Source organism: Bradyrhizobium ontarionense (genome assembly GCF_021088345.1).
In the GTDB taxonomy this organism is placed as follows: domain Bacteria; phylum Pseudomonadota; class Alphaproteobacteria; order Rhizobiales; family Xanthobacteraceae; genus Bradyrhizobium; species Bradyrhizobium ontarionense.
The window spans coordinates 3,652,190-3,669,450 of sequence record NZ_CP088156.1 but is presented as its reverse complement, the minus strand read 5'-3'; the positions used below and the strand labels follow the sequence as shown (position 1 = coordinate 3,669,450).

The following is a 17,261-nucleotide window of genomic DNA, read 5'->3' as shown; positions in this document are numbered from 1 at the left end:
GGGGTGGGAGATCGAATCCAGCTAACAGGACATGGCTGGTCGACGGGCGGCTCGTCTGTCACCCCCACAAACAAAAACCCCGCCATTTGCGGCGGGGCCCAGTCTGGGAGGAGCAAGCGGTGAGGCTCGCCGATAGACCCAGTGAAATAAGATCAGGCGGGGATGCGTTCGTCCATATCGTGCGGCTCGCGCAGCACGTAGCCGCGGCCCCATACGGTTTCGATGAAGTTGCGGCCTTCGGAGGCGTTGGCGAGCTTCTTGCGCAGCTTGCAGATGAAGACGTCGATGATCTTCAGCTCGGGCTCATCCATCCCGCCGTAGAGATGGTTGAGGAACATTTCCTTGGTGAGGGTGGTGCCCTTGCGGAGCGAGAGCAGCTCCAGCATCTGGTATTCCTTGCCTGTCAGATGCACGCGCTGGCCGCCGACTTCCACCGTCTTGGTGTCCAGGTTGACGACGAGGTCGCCGGTCTGGATGACCGATTGGGCGTGGCCCTTGGAGCGGCGGACGATCGCATGGATGCGGGCGATCAGCTCGTCCTTGTGGAACGGCTTGGTCATGTAGTCGTCGGCGCCGAAGCCGAGACCCTTGACCTTGTCCTCGATGCCGGCGAGGCCGGACAGGATCAGGATCGGCGTCTTGATCTTCGAGACGCGCAGCTGCTTGAGCACATCGTAACCGGACATGTCGGGCAGATTGAGGTCGAGAAGAATGATGTCGTAATCGTACAGCTTGCCGAGATCGACGCCTTCTTCACCAAGGTCGGTCGTGTACACGTTGAAGCTCTCGGACTTCAACATCAGTTCGATAGACTGCGCGACGGCGCTGTCATCCTCAATCAGCAAAACGCGCATGCCAGTTCCCCATAGTCGCCGCTCCGGGCGTCAGGTCGGCCGCAATTGCGGCACTCAAAACGCCTTTGAACAACTGATTCGGATCCTGACGAGAGATGGTTAACAAATCCTGATTCATCTCTGCAAGCTCTATCCGTGCAATTTTTCTCGAATCGCCGTAAGATATTGCGATGAAGCAGTTTTTCTTATCCGCCTTCGTTCAAGCTCCATGTTAAGAGATGGACCTAACCGACTCTCGCATCTCGCCGCCTTTTAAGGGCGGCAAGGCGAGCCACGTCAGTCACTCCAGACCATGACGTAATGATTAATGATGCGAGTAAACACAGAGTTAAACCGGACCCGCGAATCTGCCCTAACTTAAGGTTTTCGCAATGAAGGCTTTGGCCGAGCAGATCAACGACGTCGACGCCGTGAATACCTTTGGTCGTGTCGTCGGCGTCAAAGGACTGATGGTTGAGATCGCGGGGCCGATTCACGCGATGTCGGTCGGCGCGCGCATCGTGATCGAGACCGGCAACAATTACATCCCTGCCGAAGTGATCGGCTTCTCCGGCAGGAATGCCGTGGTGATGCCGTTTGCGGGCCTGGAAGGCGTGCGCCGCGGCTGCCGCGCGGTCATCGCCAATGCCGCCAACCAGGTGCGGCCGTCACAGGCCTGGCTCGGCCGCGTCATCAATGCGATGGGCGAGCCGATCGACGGCAAGGGGCCGCTGCCGCAAGGCGCTTCTCCGGTTCCCTATCGGAACAATCCGCCGCCGGCGCATTCGCGCAGGCGCGTCGGTGCGCCGCTCGATCTCGGCGTGCGTTCATTGAACACCTTCCTCACCTGCTGCCGCGGCCAGCGGCTCGGCATCTTCGCCGGTTCCGGCGTCGGCAAATCCGTGCTGCTGTCGATGCTGGCGCGCAACGTCGATGCGGACATCTCGGTGATCGGGCTGATCGGCGAACGCGGCCGCGAGGTGCAGGAGTTCCTGCAGGACGATCTCGGCGACGAGGGCCTCGCCCGCTCCGTCGTCGTCGTCGCCACCTCCGACGAGCCGGCGCTGATGCGCCGGCAGGCGGCGTACCTCACGCTCGCAATCTCGGAATATTTCCGCGACGAGGGCAAGGACGTGCTGTGCCTGATGGATTCGGTGACGCGCTTTGCCATGGCGCAGCGCGAGATCGGGCTCTCGGCCGGCGAGCCGCCGACCGCCAAGGGCTATACGCCGACCGTGTTCACCGAGCTGCCGAAGCTGCTCGAGCGCGCCGGCCCCGGCAGCGCCGATGGAACCATCACCGGCATCTTCACGGTGCTGGTCGATGGCGACGACCATAATGAGCCGGTGGCGGACGCCGTGCGCGGCATTCTCGACGGCCACGTCGTGATGCAGCGCTCGATCGCCGAACGGGGCCGGTATCCGGCGATCAACGTCCTCAAATCGGTGTCGCGGACGATGCCGAAATCGGCCGACCCCGTATTCTTGCCGACCATCATGCGGGCGCGCCAGGTGATGGCGACCTACGCCGACATGGAGGAGCTGATCCGGCTCGGCGCCTATCGCGCCGGCTCCAGCCCGGAGGTCGACGAGGCGATCCGGCTGCACGAGCCGCTGGAGGCCTTCCTGCGGCAGCGCAAGGACGAGGTCTGCGGTCTTCAGGAAGGGTATCGGGAGCTGGAACAGATCCTGGGGCGGTTGGAAACGGAAAGCTAACTTTGTCGGGTAATCATCCCCTCCATGTATTGAGCCTAGTCGGTGAGCCCAGGACGGGCGGCCGGCCCTGTCCCGCGCCGTATACGGGACTTCTGGGGAGTATGAGTCGATGAAGTCGCGCGAAACGCTGATCCGCCTGAAGAAATTTCAGGTGGATGAGAAACGCCGCAGGGTGACGCAGATCGAGGGCATGATCGCTGACTTCCAGCGCATGTCGGCCGAGCTCGAGCGGGAAATCCAGACCGAACAGGAGCGGGCCGGCATCAACGACCCCGCTCATTTCGCCTATCCGACCTATGCCAAGGCCGCGATCCAGCGCCGGGAAAACCTGACGCGCTCGGCCGACGAGCTGCGGGTCCAGCTCGAGGACGCCAAGGCCGCTTTGTCCGAGGCGTTCGAGGAGATGAAGAAGGTCGAGCTGCTCGACGAGCGCGACCAGGCCCGCGAAAAGGCCGAGGAGAACGCCCGCGAGCAGGCCGACATGGACAGCATCGGCCTGATGCGCGCCCGGCTCGGCGTCATCGCCTGAGCCGGACCGCGCCGCGATCGGAGCTTCGAAAACCCGGGCCGCGAGGTCCGGGTTTTTCGTCGTTGCTGCGCGGGTGGAGAGTTGCGCACGACCTGTGCTACGGGAAAGTCGGGCCATGTCCGTTTTCGGATGTGGGACACGTTTGGGAGTGGGGCGATTTCTGGGGACGCTGAATGCTGACGCCGGCAGAGCTGGTCAGGTTGATCGCCGCGGTGGCCGGGCGCGACGAGGCTGCGTTCGAGCGCCTCTATGCGGCCACGCGCGCGAAACTCTACGGCGTCGTGCTCCGTATCTTGCATCGACAGGATCTCGCCGAGGAGGTCGTGCAGGAGACCTATGTGAAGGTCTGGAACAACGCTGCGCAATTCGATCCGGCGGTGTCCTCGCCCATCACCTGGATGGCGGCCATCGCGCGCAACCGCGCCATCGATCTGGTGCGCAAGCGCGGCGAGCTGTCTTTGGAGGATGAGCCCTCGGCGCTCGAGGTCGCGGCCGAGACGCCCGATCCTTTGGCCCGCCGCGAAATGTCGGAGGAGCTCAAGCGTCTGTTGGAATGCGTCGGCCGGCTCGAGCCCGACCGTCAGAAACTCGTGCTGCTAGCCTACTACAACGGCTGGAGCCGCGAGCAGCTGGCGACCAAGTTCGAGGCGCCGGTGAATACGGTGAAGACCTGGCTCCGGCGGAGCATGATGGATATCCGCCAATGTCTTGGTATCGGATGAGGTGCCGTTCGGACTGGCGACAGACCTGAAGGCGAGAGAAATCGGCAGAGACCTTTGTAGGGGACGTGACCCGGACGTGTGATGGCGTATAGCGAAGACCATATCGCACTGGCGGCGGAATACGCGCTCGGGACGCTCGATGCTGCCGAGCGCGCCCAGGTCGAGACCATGATGGCGGTGGACAAGGATTACGCCGTCCTCGTTCAGACCTGGGAATTGCGTCTCGGCCCGCTCAACCAGATGGTCGGCCTGGTCGAGCCGCGTCCGGAGCTTTGGCAGCGCATCAAGGCCGAGATCGCGCGTTTGAGCGTGCCAGCCGAGATCGCTGTGCTGCCTGAACCTGCGGTGGCTGCCGAGGCTCCGGTTGTCGTGGCTCCTTCGGAGCCGTCCGAGGTTCCACTCGTGGCTGAAGCTCCGGAGGCACCGACCGTCGTAGCTGAACCTCCGCAGGTCGAGGCTCCCAAGGTCGAGGCTCCCAAGATCGAAGCGCCGAAGCTCGAAGCGCCACCGGTTGAGCTCCCCAAAGTTGAGCTCCCCAAAGTTGAGCTCCCCAAGGCTGAAGTCGCCGATACTGAAGTCGCCGATACTGAAGTTGCCAAGGCTGAACTCCCGGCGCGGGCGCCACCGATAATCGCGCCACCGCGCACTGCGGCGCCGGTCGCCGATGTCGCGGGCGACAACGCCAATGTCGTGCGGCTCTCTTCCAAGGTCCGGCAGTGGCGCGCGGTCGCCAATGTGATGACGGCGCTCGCCGCCGCGCTGCTCGCGCTGGTCGGCGTCCAGGTCTACCGCCCGGATCTCCTTCCGCAGCCGCTGCGGCCGAAGCCCCGGCTCCAGACCGTCGAGACAAAAGCGCCGACGGCGGCGCAGTCCCCGGCTCAGTTCGTTGCTCTGTTGCAGAAGGATGCAGCGTCGCCGGCCTTCATTCTCACGGTCGATGCCGCCAGCAAGAGCTACACGGTGCGCCGGGTCGGTGCGTCGCCGGAGCCGGGCAAGAGCTTCGAGTTGTGGCTGGTGTCGGACAAGCTGCAGCGGCCGCGCTCGCTGGGCGTGATCGGAGGCAGCGACTTCACCAGCCGTCCCGTTCTGTCCGCCTATGATGCCGACACCGTCAACCGCGCCACCTACGCCGTCACGGTCGAGCCGGAAGGCGGTTCGCCGACGGGTGTCGCCACGGGTCCGATCGTCTTTACCGGCAAGCTGATCGAGACCGTGCCGCCGACGCGCTGACGCCGACAAAAAAGAAAACGCCCGTGGGGAGCGGGCGTTTTCGGTAGTCGACTTGGGGTTGGGTCTACTACATATCCACGCGGCCAGTTGGGGGGCTGTGAGAACCGCGTGAATTCCGGGAATTCCTGTTAGCGAACCAGCGGCGTCTCCGAGCTTGTCACCACGACCGGCTTGCCGGCCTTCATGACCTTCGCGGTTTGCGTGTAGCCGGTGTCCGCGTTGAGACGGGCGGAAATGCCGAGGCCGGCCACTGCGATGCCAGCCACGAGTGCCACCACCACGATCTTGAGGTGGGTGGTCCGATCCGCGCTGTAAATCGAGTGGTTCATGGGAAGCCTCCTGCCGCCTTCCGCCTCTGCTGATTCGTGTGAGCCGGGCTCCGTCCGGTTCATCGTCTCGCATGGAAGAACGTAGGAAACCGCGATTCTGTTTCATAGGGCGCATCACAAGGGCGTGATAAGGCGTGATGCTTCGCGACAAGAATGCAGATAATTCGTAATTTATCATTCAATATCAATTATTTAAGTCAATGTTCGGTCTACGGCTGGAAATTCAGCCACCTAACGCAAAATTAAGAAATCGTTTGCCTGTGGCGGTAAAGCACAGGCCGCTGTGCCCGGAAAAACGGCAAAGCCGGCGCCCCGCGCCGGCCTCGCGAAACAACGTCCCGCCAAACAGCCGGTTCCGCGTTGGCATCGCCTCACACGCTCCCCACCGTCTTCAGTCGCGCCCGCGGATGGATCTCGGCCTGCGACAGCACCGTGGTCTGGGCGCGGAAGCGCTCGACCAGCGAGCGGACGAAGGGCCGGATCGCGGCCGAGGTGACCAGCACCGGCGATTCGCCCTCGCGCGCGGCGCGCTCGAAGGCGTCGCGCGTGGCGGTCATGAACTCCGACAGCCGCGACGGCTGCATCGCCAGGCTGCGCTCCTCGCCCTGGCCGATCAGCGATTCCGCAAAGGCCTGCTCCCATTTCGCCGACAGCGCGATCAGCGGCAGATAACCCATCGGCGAGGTGTTCTGGGCGCAGATCTGGCGGGCGAGGCGGGCGCGCACGTGCTCGACGATGACAGCCGGATTGCGCGAGAACGCGAGTGCGTCGGCGATGCCTTCGAGGATGGTCGAGAGGTCACGGATCGAGATGCGCTCCGACAACAACAGCTGCAGCACGCGCTGGATGCCGGAGATGGTGACCTGGGTCGGCACGATGTCCTTGACCAGCTCGCTCTGCTCCTTCGGCAGCTCCTTCAGCAGCTTCTGCACCTCGCCGTACGAGAGCAGGTCGCTCATATTGGCCTTGAGCAGCTCGGTCAGATGGGTCGACAGCACGGTTGCCGCGTCCACCACCGTGTAGCCCTTCAAGGTCGCTTCCTCCTTCAGCCCGGCGTCGACCCAGGTGGCCGGCAGGCCGAAGGTCGGCTCCGTGGTGTGGATGCCGGGCACCGCGACCTGGTTGCCGCCGGGGTCCATGACCATGAACTGGTTCGGCCAGATCTTGCCGGAGCCGGCGTCGACCTCCTTGATCTTGATGATGTAGGTGTTGGCCTCGAGCTGGACGTTGTCGAGGATGCGCACCGACGGCATCACGAAACCCATCTCGATCGCCAGCGAGCGGCGCAGCGCCTTGATCTGGTCGGTGAGCCGGTCGGTGCCGTCGGGCGCGTTGACCAGCGGCAGCAGCGCGTAGCCGAGCTCGATCTTGAGGTCGTCGATCTTGAGCGCGTTGGAGATCGGCTCCTCGGCGGCGGCGGCCGTGGCGGCTGCGGCGGCGGGCGCGGCAGCGGCAGCCGCTTCCTCGGCCCGGACGATGTCCTTCTGCTTGTGCGCCTTGAAGGCCAGCGCCGCGGCGCCGCCGCCGAGCGCCAGGAATGGGATGGTCGGGATGCCCGGCAGCAGCGCCAGCACCAGCATGACGGCGGCGGACATGCCGAGCGCCTGCGGATAGCCGGAGAACTGTTTCATCAGCGCCTTGTCGGCGGCGCCGCTGACGCCGGCCTTGGAGACGAGCAGGCCCGCCGCGGTCGAGACGATCAGCGCCGGCACCTGGGTGACGAGGCCGTCGCCGACGGTCAGTGTCGTGTAGGTGCGCGCGGCCTCGCCGAAGCCGAGGCCCTGCTGGGCGACGCCGATGATGATGCCGCCGATGATGTTGATGAAGACGACGAGCAGGCCCGCGACCGCGTCGCCGCGGACGAATTTCGAGGCACCGTCCATGGCGCCGAAGAAGCCGCTTTCGTCCTCCAGCTCCTTGCGCCGGGCCTTGGCGACCTTCTCGTCGATCAGGCCGGCGGAGAGGTCGGCGTCGATCGCCATCTGCTTGCCGGGCATCGAGTCCAGGTGAAAGCGCGCCGCGACTTCGGCGATGCGGCCCGAACCCTTGGTGATGACGACGAAGTTCACCGTCACCAGGATCGCGAACACGATGATGCCGATGACGAAATTGCCGCTCATCACGAAATTGCCGAACGCCTCGATGACGTGGCCGGCGGCGTCGGTGCCCTCGTGGCCGCGCGACAGGATCAACCGGGTCGAGGCCAGGTTGAGCGACAGCCGCAGCATCGTCGAGATCAGCAGGATGGTCGGGAACGAGGAGAATTCCAGCGGTGTCTGGATGAACAGCGCCGTCATCAGGATCAGGATCGACAGCGTGATCGAGATCGCCAGGAACAGGTCGAGGATGACGGAAGGCAGCGGCAGGATCAGCACCACCAGGATGGTGAGGATGCCGAGCGCCAGCGCAATGTCGCCGCGCAGGACCAGCGTCTTGAAATCGCCGAATGAGAACCCGCCGGCCGGAGACCCGGTCCCCTGACCCGCCGTGACGTCGACCATGGCTTTCGCCCCTTCCCGCGGGCCGCGCTTGCCGGGCCCAAACGAATGCGCGGCGGCCGTAGGGCCGCCGTTCCTGACTGGAGCGACTGTGCTGGCGTCCACGGAAAGGGCCTCCCCCGTCATCCGCACCCGACCACGACACTCACTTCAACTCGGCAATTTTTGCCCGGTGTATGGTTAGCGTTCGGTTAACGGCGGTTAACAAAAGGTTGCGGGGTGCACGGAAAGGGTTGAGCGGCGGTCGTGACGCAAGGCAGGGCGGCGCCTCGGCAGGACGATTGGCGGGGCGGACGATGTGATCGTGGAAGCCCGGACCGCACGCAGCTCGGGCATCGCGTAGCCGTTCCGCCTCCGCTGCTGCCCGGGGGCACGAGCGGCGCGACGTCTTCACCCTCCCCCTTGCGGGGAGGGTCGACCGGCGCGAAGCGCCGGGCGGGGTGGGGGTACCACGAGCAAAACTGCATCGATCCACCTCTCGAAACGACATGCGCAATCATCTCCCGCGACGCATGGCGCCCGAGCTGTGCATCAGGTCCGCCCTCACATCAGATGGAGGGCGCAGGGAAGGCCGGGCGCTGGCCGCGCCCGTGGCCCGCCTGCGAAAAAATGCAGGCGGCAGGTACCACAGGTCTGGCCGAACACGCCCGGCCCTCCCTGCGCAATGGTTGGAACGGCTTATACGTGGTCTCCCTGGTGCACCGGGCTTGTTGGCCACCATGCGCGACAACGTGCTTTCGCACGCTGCCGCGGGACACCAGCGTCGGGGTGTCAGGACCGCACGATTTCGCCGTGCGCAACGAACCGTTCGTCCGCGCGACATCAAGCCACGCCGCGATTCATTGCGCCCATCGCATCCCACTCCCCACGTCTCGTGACGGTCGCGACACGCCCCTCCGGCGGAAGCTGGACGGGGGAGAGATAAGCATGGATTCGGAAAAAAAGAAAGTAGAATTTTGGGCCGCCGACAAGAATCCCGCCGAGCTACCCTTTGAGCGTCAACCCTACCTCGGGCTTTTCTTGCGTTGTCCCGAATCAACCGGGTCGGCGGTTTACCTTTAAGAAGTGCCCCTAAGAAATTTCCTCCAGAAGGATTTAGCGGCCAAGCACGTTACCTGTCCAAGAGACAACGTGGAATGGTGTGAACCATTGGAGCAAGGCAAGCACGGCAAGAACAATGAAGACATAAGCCAACAAAGCTCGCGCGACACGCTGCCCGAGGGGACGATACGGCGGTCTATTGTTCGGTGGCCACGCAAATTCCTCTTCCCAGGCCTGCTGAGAGATATGTTCAGGCCGAATTCTCTCGAGTGGCAACCAGGCCCGGTAAGCTGCGATACCTCGTGACCTGGCAATCGGATTTCTAGACCAAAGAAAATTCGTTCTACCGGCAAGATCGATCAAGGACCGGAGCATCGCGCCGCAAAGCATAAACATCGCCCAAATCGCAAGGTACACGTAGGCAATCATGAACCCGAAGGTCAGCCAGGACTTCGTAAATGATTTGACGGTGAAGACGGACGAGGCCGACCGAACAGTCTCATCGACTAGCTTGTCGAGTCCTCCAAATATCCGGCCGAAGAAGGAGGCGTCCTCGGCTGCTTGGAGCAGGAAGATTACGAAGATCACCGCGGCGAGTTGAACGAGAGGAAACCGCATGATCGCCTGAAAGGGAGCGAGAATTGTCTTCATCATCTCAGGTTCCCTCGGATTACTGATGCGTAGGCTAGAGCCGGTCTTCAACTCGTCCGTACTTGCCGATCCAACCTCATACTCCGCGGTCGAGCAACCAAGTCATGCGTCGAGCTTCGCCCTGGTCAAACCGTGCCCCTCAAGATCTTCGATCATCGGTCGAACGTCCAGTGTCTCAAACAGCACCGAGCGGTACCGCCAGACGAAAGATATCTTCGCACTGTAAGTCAAGCTCGTGCCACCCAGCGAGCACGTGGGGAAAACGAGAGCTTCGAAGGAGCGCGCATCCGCGCGGCACGAAGCCACGCTGCGATTCCTTGCGCCCATCGCATCCCGCCTCCCGCGTCTCGTGACGGTGGCGGCACGCCCCTCCGGCGGAAGCAGACGGGGGAGAGATAAGCATGATTTCGGAAGGAAAGAAGAATCTTTGCGCGGGAGATTGGATTAGACAAAGCAACGTTTAGTTCGCGCGGCGCGCGATGCTGAAGCCCAATTGGCTGCTCGGTCAAACCTGAGCGAGAGCACCATCCGCGATCTCGAAAAGGGCCGCCGGGTCCGGTCCATCAACAATCTGGCTGCCATACGCCGTGTGCCTGAAGCTGCCGGGGTTGACTTCGTTGATGGCAAACCAACCCGGGGTCGATTGATGCGCTGACAACAGCGTTCGCAAATGCCGAAGCCCGGCCGTGTATTCATAAACCCGTTGGCGTGACGTGACGAAGGCTACGGCCGCTTTGCCCCGTTAGCGATACGCTCGCGCGGCGCTGAATGCGGACGCCGGCAACTCGGTCGCTAAGCTCTGTCTTGGGTCACTTTCGATCGACTCAGTAGGTTTCGTCGGCCGGTTGATGTCCGCTTCTGAAGAGCCATAAACGGCCGAGTTGCGCCGAGCTTGGCGACGGTCGCCGCCGGGACGCGCCGGACAATCGAGCCTATGCGTCCAACAGGCCCGGCTTCAACAACTTCCCAGTCTCGGCATTCAACGCCTTGGCGATCTTTTCGATGTTATCGATCGATAAGTTCCGTTCGCAACGCTCTACCGAGCTGATATGGTATTACGGTGACAGTGCCGAACTGCACACAAAGATGATCATCGTTTGTGTCCCGTAAATCTGGTGCGATAGATGGTATTGCACGTCGCCGAAAAGCTTTCGGCAAGGTGAGCCATATTGATCAGGCAGCTCATGGCATCAGGGTGCATGCTGGTCGTCGTCACCGCTCGACGTCTGCGGGTGAGGCGTTGATCGGAAATGACGGTTGTTGGAGCTGACAGCGATGACCAGACATAGTCTGACGCAGGGTCTGATTTGCGGGTTGCTGGTGATGGTTGGCCCAACCGTGGCGGCTGCGCAGTCGGCGCCTGCGGTGGTCGCAGCAGATCAGCTCGGCAATATCCAGACAGCCATCAACAAGGCCATCGGGGCCCAGGCCAAGACGATCGAGATCACGACGGATGGCAACGTCCTGGTCGTGGCGCGGGTCAACAGCAACATGAATGCGTCGACCCATGAAGGCCGGAACAATGAGGCGAAAACGATAGCTGCGATCGTCGCCGGCAGCATCGGCGGCAGCTCCGGATACGGGACGATGAGCACGATCCGCGTCGACTACATGACGCGTGCCAAGGCCTCGTCCAAGGCCGCGTCCAGGGCCAAGATCGTCGATCGCGTCGAATTTCGCAAAGGGCCTGACAGCGTGTTCGATTTCCACCAAACTTGACGCGCGTCGGAGCGCGCGCGTCCGCCGGACTGAGTTTCGGCGAGCTTGGCGAGCTTTGGGGCCGGAAGCGGTGTTGCAGACAATGGCGAGTGGCTCATGCCGCATCTCGGCTGTTTGATACGCCCCGCGCCTCGGGCGATCGCACATGGCTGAAGTGGATCTGCGGCGATGGATCGGTGCCAATTGGGTGTATTCTTCATGCGTGGGATTGTCCCGCGCATCCATCTTTTCAGCATCACATCGGCAGGCGAACTCACCACCGCAGGGCGGCGTGCTTTGGCGCCGGTGGCCGATGCACACCCGTGCAACGATCGGTCCTCTCTGCTTGACGCACCTCAAGCCGGGCGTCGGTTCGGGCGGTATCGTTGGTCCTTGCTGCACAGTGACCACCGGTCCGAAACGGACATCGCATGTTTCCCATCGAGCCGGTGATCCTGAATCTGGCGGTCGCGCTTGGCATCGGCCTGTTGATCGGCGCCGAGCGGGAGCGCCGCAAGGGAGCGGGTCCATCGCGCGCGCCCGCCGGCATACGAACCTTTGCCGTGGCGTCTGTCGCCGGTGCCGTCAGCTTTCTGGCCGGTGGTCCGGTCCTGTTTGCCATCCTGACCGCAGGTGTCGTTGTGCTGGTCGCCGTCGCCTACTGGCGCGGGCGTGAGGACGATCCCGGGCTGACGACCGAGGTCGGGCTGACGGTCACCGTCTTGCTCGGCGGTCTGTCGATGCAACGCCCCGCGCTCGCGGGCGGCCTCGGCGTCGTCGTCGTGGTTCTCCTCGCTTCCAAGTCCCGGCTTCATCGCTTCGTCGGGTCGGTTCTCACCGAGGACGAACTGCAGGACGCTCTGGTCTTCGCCGCAGCAACGCTCGTCGTTCTTCCGCTGGTCCCGGATCGTCCGATGGGGCCCTACGGCGCATTGAATCCGCACGCGATCTGGGTGATCGTCATCCTGATCATGGCCATCAGTGCCGCCGGCTATGTCGCCGTCCGTTTCCTCGGTGCCCGGTTCGGGCTTCCGCTCGCCGGTCTCGCCTCGGGTTTCATTTCGAGCACCGCAACGATCGCCGCGATGGGCGCGCGCGTTGCCAAAGCGAAGGAGACGTTGGCCGCCGCCGTTGCGGGGGCCGTGCTGTCGACGATCGCAACGGTTCTCCAGATGGCTCTCGTTCTCGCCGCCACGAGCATGCCGACGCTGCTGTCGCTCGCAGGTCCTTTGGCCTGCGCGGGGCTGGCAGCCGCGGTCTACGGAATCCTATTCACTGGTCTTGCGTTGCGGCAGCGAGCCGATGCGGAGCCGCAGAAAGGCCGGGCGTTCAGCCTCCCTGCGGCATGCCTGTTTGCCCTCACCCTCTCCGTCATTCTCGTTGCGAGCGCGGCGCTCCGGGACGCGTTTGGCGAGGACGGTGTCATCGTCGCCGCGGCGCTCGCCGGATTCGCCGATACGCACGCCGCGGCGATCTCGGCTGCGTCGCTCGTCGCATCCGGAAAGCTGACGGCGGCCGATGCCGTCCTGCCGATCTTGGCCGGCCTGTCGACCAACACCCTCAGCAAAATGCTGCTGGCCGCTTCGAGCGGCGGAGTTTCGTTCGCCGCTCGCGTCATCCCGGGGCTGATCCTGGTTGCCTTGGCGGCATGGGCAGGCGCGTTCTATAATCCCTTCGTCCGCTGACGGAGTGCGTGGCTCGTTGCGAGCCAAGGGGAGACGGTGGCGCTGCAGTCAAGTCGCTCCGCCGCGAGCTGATGCGCCGGATGTCCCGAAAAGCGCTCGCTGCGCGCCTGCGCTGCTATTGACCTCTTCCGCCCCCAGTGCTCGCGGGGCTTGTGATGGAATGGCTGCAGGCGCTGAAGGCGGGGAGCGAGTCGGAGGGGCAGGCCGGGCCGCCAGCGTAACATGCCTATCGGTCCGATCCGCTACAGACGCTGGACTTCTGGTATGCGGCAGGTGGCAAGGCCGCGCCGCTGATCGTCTTCGTCCATGGCGGGGGACGGACGCGCGGACACAAGCGCAACGCGATTGGGGTCGCCAAGGTCGATCATCTCATCGGTGAGGGCTATGCCTTCGCCTCGATCAATTACGCCTGGTCCCGGCAGCGACCGTGGAGCAGCAGGCGCCGGATGTCGCGGCGGCGGTCGCATGGCTGCTCACAGGCAGCGGGGGCGAGGCCATCCGTCTTCCCTAGGACGCGGCTGCAGGCGACCGATCATCGACGTCTGCGTCCGCGCCGCGGAGCCAAACGCGGCGGATCGCGTTTCACTGAGACGCTGCGGGTCGCAACCGAGGAACTCGCGTCCCCGCATTGACCGCTCGCCGACCGCCTTACATAATCCCGATCAAGGCTCGCTCGTAACAAGACCGCTATCGGGGAAGAAACATGAAAAGCGCCCTGACCGTCCTTGCGACGACATGGATCGCCGCGGCATCGCTCCCGACAGTCAGCCTGGCGCAGACGCCACCAGGGCAGACGCCGCAGGCACAAGCGCCACAAGCACAATCCTCACAGACGCCCTGCGTCACGCAGAACATGGCTGTGCCTCCCGGCGCCAACACCACCGACAAGGACAAGCCGTTCTTCATCGACACCGCCGGGCTCGACTTCTCCACTAAGCCGCCGACCCGCGACCCGACAAATCCGAACTATCCTGATGCCACCGAGCTGCCCGACGGCACTTTGCCGCCTGCAGGCGCGGAGGGGAACTTCATCATCGGTCCGACCCACGCGCCCGCGCCCGAGACGATCGCGAAGGAGGGCGTGCCGAAGGGGACCGTCATTTCCTTCACGATGTCGTCGCGCGACAGCGTGATCTACAATCCCGGCCTGATCCGCGACGATGTGGCGGGCTGCACCAACTCGTCGATCATGATCACGACGACCGTGCCGGGCGACAAGTCGAACATGATCGTCACGACCAGCCATCCGGGCACCTGGACCCGCAAGATCGACGTCTATGTGCCGCCGAACACCACGGCGGGCACCGAGCTGCCCTTCATCGTGCTGGGCGATGGCGGATCGGCTGCCTGGAAGGACATGAACACCGTCCTCGACAATCTCATTCAGCAGCGGCGCGTGCCGCCGATGGTGTCGATCCAGATCGGCAACGGCGGACAGGATGCGCAGGGCGCGCAGCGCGGCCGGGAATACGACACGGTGTCGGAGACCTATACGCAGTTCGTCCAGCGCGAGGTGTTGCCGCTGGTCGAGAGCCGCGCCGGCATCAAGCTGACTGGGAATCCCGAGGGACGTGCCACCATGGGCTTAAGCTCCAGCGGCGCCGCAGCGTTCATCATGGCCTGGTTCAATCCCGATCTCTATCACAGGGTACTGGCCTATTCGCCGACCATGGTGAACCAGCAATGGCCGCAGAATCCCGGCTTACGCGGCGGCGCCTGGGAATTCCATTCGCCATGGACCGGACCCGCCAGCCCCAATCTCACCGTGAAGGACGGCGCGCTCGTACCGTCGGAGCCACCAGGAGCGCCGCTCATCCCTCGCGCGTCCGCCAAGCCGATCCGCTATTGGTTCGAGATGGGCGATCAGGACCTGTTCTATCCCAATCCGACGATCCCCGACGGCATGCACGACTGGACGCTCTCGGCCGAGCTCATGGCCAAGGTCCTTGCCGAGAAGGGCTATCACTATCAGTTCCTGTTCGTGCGCAACGCCAAGCATGTCGACCGCCCGACCATCGCGCAGACGCTGCCTGCGGCCCTGGAGTGGCTGTGGAAGGACTATCCCATTCCGTAGATGCGCCCGTTGCGCCGGCAAGTGACGGCAGCAACTCAGAGCGCTCGTGAGTGACGGACAGGCGGGTCCCGCGTGAGCCTCGGCGATGCGTGGTTTGAGAGCGGAATGTCGCTCCGCGTTGCGCTTGGGCATCGGCGGACAAGCCGCTGATCAGGACGACGCGCCGACGCGGGGATAATCGAGCGACTCCCGAATCTGGTCGAGGATCTGCCGGATCAGGTCCGCGATCGGTGCGGCGGAAGGCCGCGCCGAGATCCGCTGCGCTCATCGCACTTCGCTTTCCCTCGTCCGGTGACGGTCGTGACATACCGCTCCGACGGAGGCGGCAAACGCAAATTCTAAAGAAAGAAGACCTCTTGTGTAGCGTGGGATGCAGACAGAATGCTCGGCCTTGACGACACATTGCGTCCGTCAGAACAGTGAAGCCCATTTTGAAAATGATTGCTCACTAAGGACGCAAGTAATGATCGGAAATGCCGGAAGTATTATTGTAAGCCGATTTTACCAGCTCATAGCCAGGCGACAGATTCAGGTCTGCTTCGCCGTCGCAAGCGATGGTGAGCGCAGGTACGTCGATCTGTTGACGATTTCGGCTCTTGCGCTGAGGAAAATATACGGAGCAGCCAAGCTCACCATCCTCACGGATGATCAAAGCCTTCCAATCATAGCTCCTCTGCTTGCGCATCATGATCTGGCGAAGAATATCCGTTCAGTCGGCGCCTTTCCGGGTGGCATGGGGGCGCGGAGCCGGTTCGCGAAGACTCAGGCGCGCCAGTTCATGGAGGGCGATTTTCTCTACCTCGACGCCGACGCCATTCCCGTGGCTGCATTCGATCAGCTCTTTCGAGACCGGACCGTATCCGTCTGCGCAGCCATCGATCGCAGTCCCGAAGCGCCAGCCGGCTGCGGCTTGCCGTCATGGGCGTCGTCCGCATTCGAGCGTCTCGGCTGGTCTCACCCGCTCCCGTTCTATCTCAACAGCGGCGTCGTGTTCTGGCGCGATACGCCCATCGCCCGTCAGCTTGGAAACGCGTGGCATGAAAACTGGCTGCAGTTCTTTCGGTCGAGCAACGATTTCGCCGATCAACCGGCATTCAATCATAGCCTGAGCAGCCTAGGGATTTCCCCGGGCGTGATGCACGACAGGTACAATGCCCGCGTCGGCCTATCGCCGGAGTTTACCGACGGAGCATCCATCTATCATTTTTATGCCAGCGACTCGAAATTGCCGGGCCATGCGGCTCTCGAGGAATTGCTGATTGCATTTCGCAAAGGCGATCCTTTGGATGTCTCGCTGATCGACGCAGCATTGGCGCGCAGCCATGCCAGTCGGCATGCGAGCCACAGCCTGCCGCGGCAGATCGACACTCTGCCGCTTTAGCGCGTCGTGCGGATAGGCGAAGCGTGGTCCGCCGCCGCCATGCCGTCGCGTCGGGCGTCGCGATCCATGACGATCGCCGAGATTGCCACCATGTCCGTTGTAGCGCTCGCCCTCATCCGCCCCGATTGGACGCTCGTGAAGGCACCCAGGCGCCTCAGCATCCTGGTGTCTCAACGGGTCCGGACGGCAGCACAATGTGTCCGGAGCGTGCGCGCCACGCTGCATGGATCATCAAGTTTTTCTGATCGCTGCGATCAACAATTGCGATTGGCGCCGACGATGGTGTCTCCTTAGAACGTTTCTAAAGTTTTCCTTCCGGAGAATCGAAGATGCGTCCGAAACACCTCCGCCAAGGCAAGCGGCTGACATTCGCTGCCGTCAGTCTCGCGGGGCTTGCCTGTCTTGCCGCGATGTTTGCCTCCATGGGCGGCACGCGCGCCGAAACACCGATCGCTGCGCCGGCCTATCTGCCGACCATCAGCGACCTGATGATCGCAACCGTTCAGCCACGCCACATCAGGCTCTGGATCGCGGCGCATAGCGGCAACTGGGCGTTCAGCGCCTACGAGCTCGGCAACCTCAAAGGGGCGTTCAACCGCGTCAGTCGGGCGCAGCCGCAGGTCGAGGGCAATTCCTTCGCCGACATGACCGCTGCCGTGACGCAGCAGCCGTTCGACGACCTCGCGCAGGCCATCAAGCTCGAGGACGTCGCCCGCTTCGACAAGTCCTACGCGGACCTCACCGCCGCCTGCAATTCCTGCCATCAGGCGCTCAACCGAGCCGCGGTCGTGATCAAGGTGCCGCAGAGCGCAGCCGTCGCCGACCAGGAGTTCACACCGGGCGCGGAGTAGGCCTTGCTCACGATCGCCGCCGCG

Annotated in this window: 15 protein-coding genes; 10 read left to right on the top strand and 5 right to left on the bottom strand. The window is 63.4% G+C overall.

The features are described from left to right. Positions 1–152 precede the first annotated feature (152 nt). The gene (ctrA, locus tag LQG66_RS16565; RefSeq protein ID WP_012046382.1) at positions 153–854 is read right to left on the bottom strand and encodes a response regulator transcription factor CtrA; all 702 of its coding nucleotides are present in this window, start codon (positions 852–854) and stop codon (positions 153–155) included. Next, the gene (locus tag LQG66_RS16560; protein ID WP_231327264.1) at positions 835–972 is read right to left on the bottom strand and encodes a hypothetical protein; all 138 of its coding nucleotides are present in this window, start codon (positions 970–972) and stop codon (positions 835–837) included. The genes ctrA and LQG66_RS16560 overlap by 20 nt, the downstream gene beginning before the upstream one ends. 253 nt (positions 973–1,225) lie before the next feature. On the opposite strand from LQG66_RS16560, the gene fliI reads away from it, so the two are divergent. The 4 genes from fliI (at position 1,226) to LQG66_RS16540 (ending at position 5,029) form a co-directional block, all read left to right on the top strand. Continuing rightward, positions 1,226–2,548 carry a flagellar protein export ATPase FliI gene (gene fliI / locus LQG66_RS16555; RefSeq protein WP_231327263.1) on the top strand — a complete coding sequence of 441 codons (1,323 nt, stop codon included), beginning with the start codon at positions 1,226–1,228 and terminating at the stop codon, positions 2,546–2,548. Between the two features lie 109 nt (positions 2,549–2,657). Further along, positions 2,658–3,077 carry a flagellar export protein FliJ gene (fliJ, locus tag LQG66_RS16550; RefSeq protein ID WP_231327262.1) on the top strand — a complete coding sequence of 140 codons (420 nt, stop codon included), beginning with the start codon at positions 2,658–2,660 and terminating at the stop codon, positions 3,075–3,077. Between the two features lie 173 nt (positions 3,078–3,250). Beyond that, entirely contained in the window at positions 3,251–3,799 is a 549-nt protein-coding gene (locus LQG66_RS16545) for a sigma-70 family RNA polymerase sigma factor (protein ID WP_231327261.1), read from the top strand. Positions 3,800–3,880: 81 nt separating this feature from the next. After that, the gene (locus tag LQG66_RS16540) at positions 3,881–5,029 is read left to right on the top strand and encodes an anti-sigma factor (RefSeq protein ID WP_231327260.1); all 1,149 of its coding nucleotides are present in this window, start codon (positions 3,881–3,883) and stop codon (positions 5,027–5,029) included. A gap of 128 nt (positions 5,030–5,157) precedes the next feature. Here LQG66_RS16540 and LQG66_RS16535 read toward each other — a convergent pair whose 3' ends face one another. From LQG66_RS16535 to LQG66_RS16525, 3 genes are all read right to left on the bottom strand, one after another. Then, positions 5,158–5,358 (bottom strand): hypothetical protein, encoded by a 201-nt coding sequence (locus LQG66_RS16535; protein ID WP_231327259.1) that lies wholly within the window; start codon positions 5,356–5,358, stop codon positions 5,158–5,160. Between the two features lie 371 nt (positions 5,359–5,729). Further along, entirely contained in the window at positions 5,730–7,859 is a 2,130-nt protein-coding gene (flhA, locus tag LQG66_RS16530; protein WP_231327819.1) for a flagellar biosynthesis protein FlhA, read from the bottom strand. Positions 7,860–8,951: 1,092 nt separating this feature from the next. After that, entirely contained in the window at positions 8,952–9,551 is a 600-nt protein-coding gene (locus LQG66_RS16525; RefSeq protein ID WP_231327258.1) for a hypothetical protein, read from the bottom strand. Between the two features lie 1,272 nt (positions 9,552–10,823). Here LQG66_RS16525 and LQG66_RS16520 point away from each other — a divergent pair. From LQG66_RS16520 to LQG66_RS16500, 6 genes are all read left to right on the top strand, one after another. Continuing rightward, on the top strand, positions 10,824–11,267 hold the full coding sequence (locus LQG66_RS16520; protein WP_231327257.1) for a hypothetical protein: 444 nt from the start codon (positions 10,824–10,826) through the stop codon (positions 11,265–11,267). Positions 11,268–11,677: 410 nt separating this feature from the next. Beyond that, positions 11,678–12,931 (top strand): MgtC/SapB family protein, encoded by a 1,254-nt coding sequence (locus LQG66_RS16515; RefSeq protein ID WP_231327256.1) that lies wholly within the window; start codon positions 11,678–11,680, stop codon positions 12,929–12,931. 251 nt (positions 12,932–13,182) lie between these two features. Continuing rightward, positions 13,183–13,563 carry a hypothetical protein gene (locus LQG66_RS37335; RefSeq protein ID WP_345778961.1) on the top strand — a complete coding sequence of 127 codons (381 nt, stop codon included), beginning with the start codon at positions 13,183–13,185 and terminating at the stop codon, positions 13,561–13,563. Between the two features lie 71 nt (positions 13,564–13,634). Further along, on the top strand, positions 13,635–15,005 hold the full coding sequence (locus LQG66_RS16510) for an alpha/beta hydrolase (protein WP_231327255.1): 1,371 nt from the start codon (positions 13,635–13,637) through the stop codon (positions 15,003–15,005). 463 nt (positions 15,006–15,468) lie between these two features. Continuing rightward, entirely contained in the window at positions 15,469–16,386 is a 918-nt protein-coding gene (locus LQG66_RS16505) for a hypothetical protein (RefSeq protein WP_231327254.1), read from the top strand. Between the two features lie 329 nt (positions 16,387–16,715). Beyond that, complete coding sequence (locus tag LQG66_RS16500) at positions 16,716–17,237, top strand: cytochrome family protein (RefSeq protein WP_231327253.1); 522 nt, start codon at positions 16,716–16,718, stop codon at positions 17,235–17,237. The last annotated feature ends 24 nt before the right edge of the window (positions 17,238–17,261 follow it).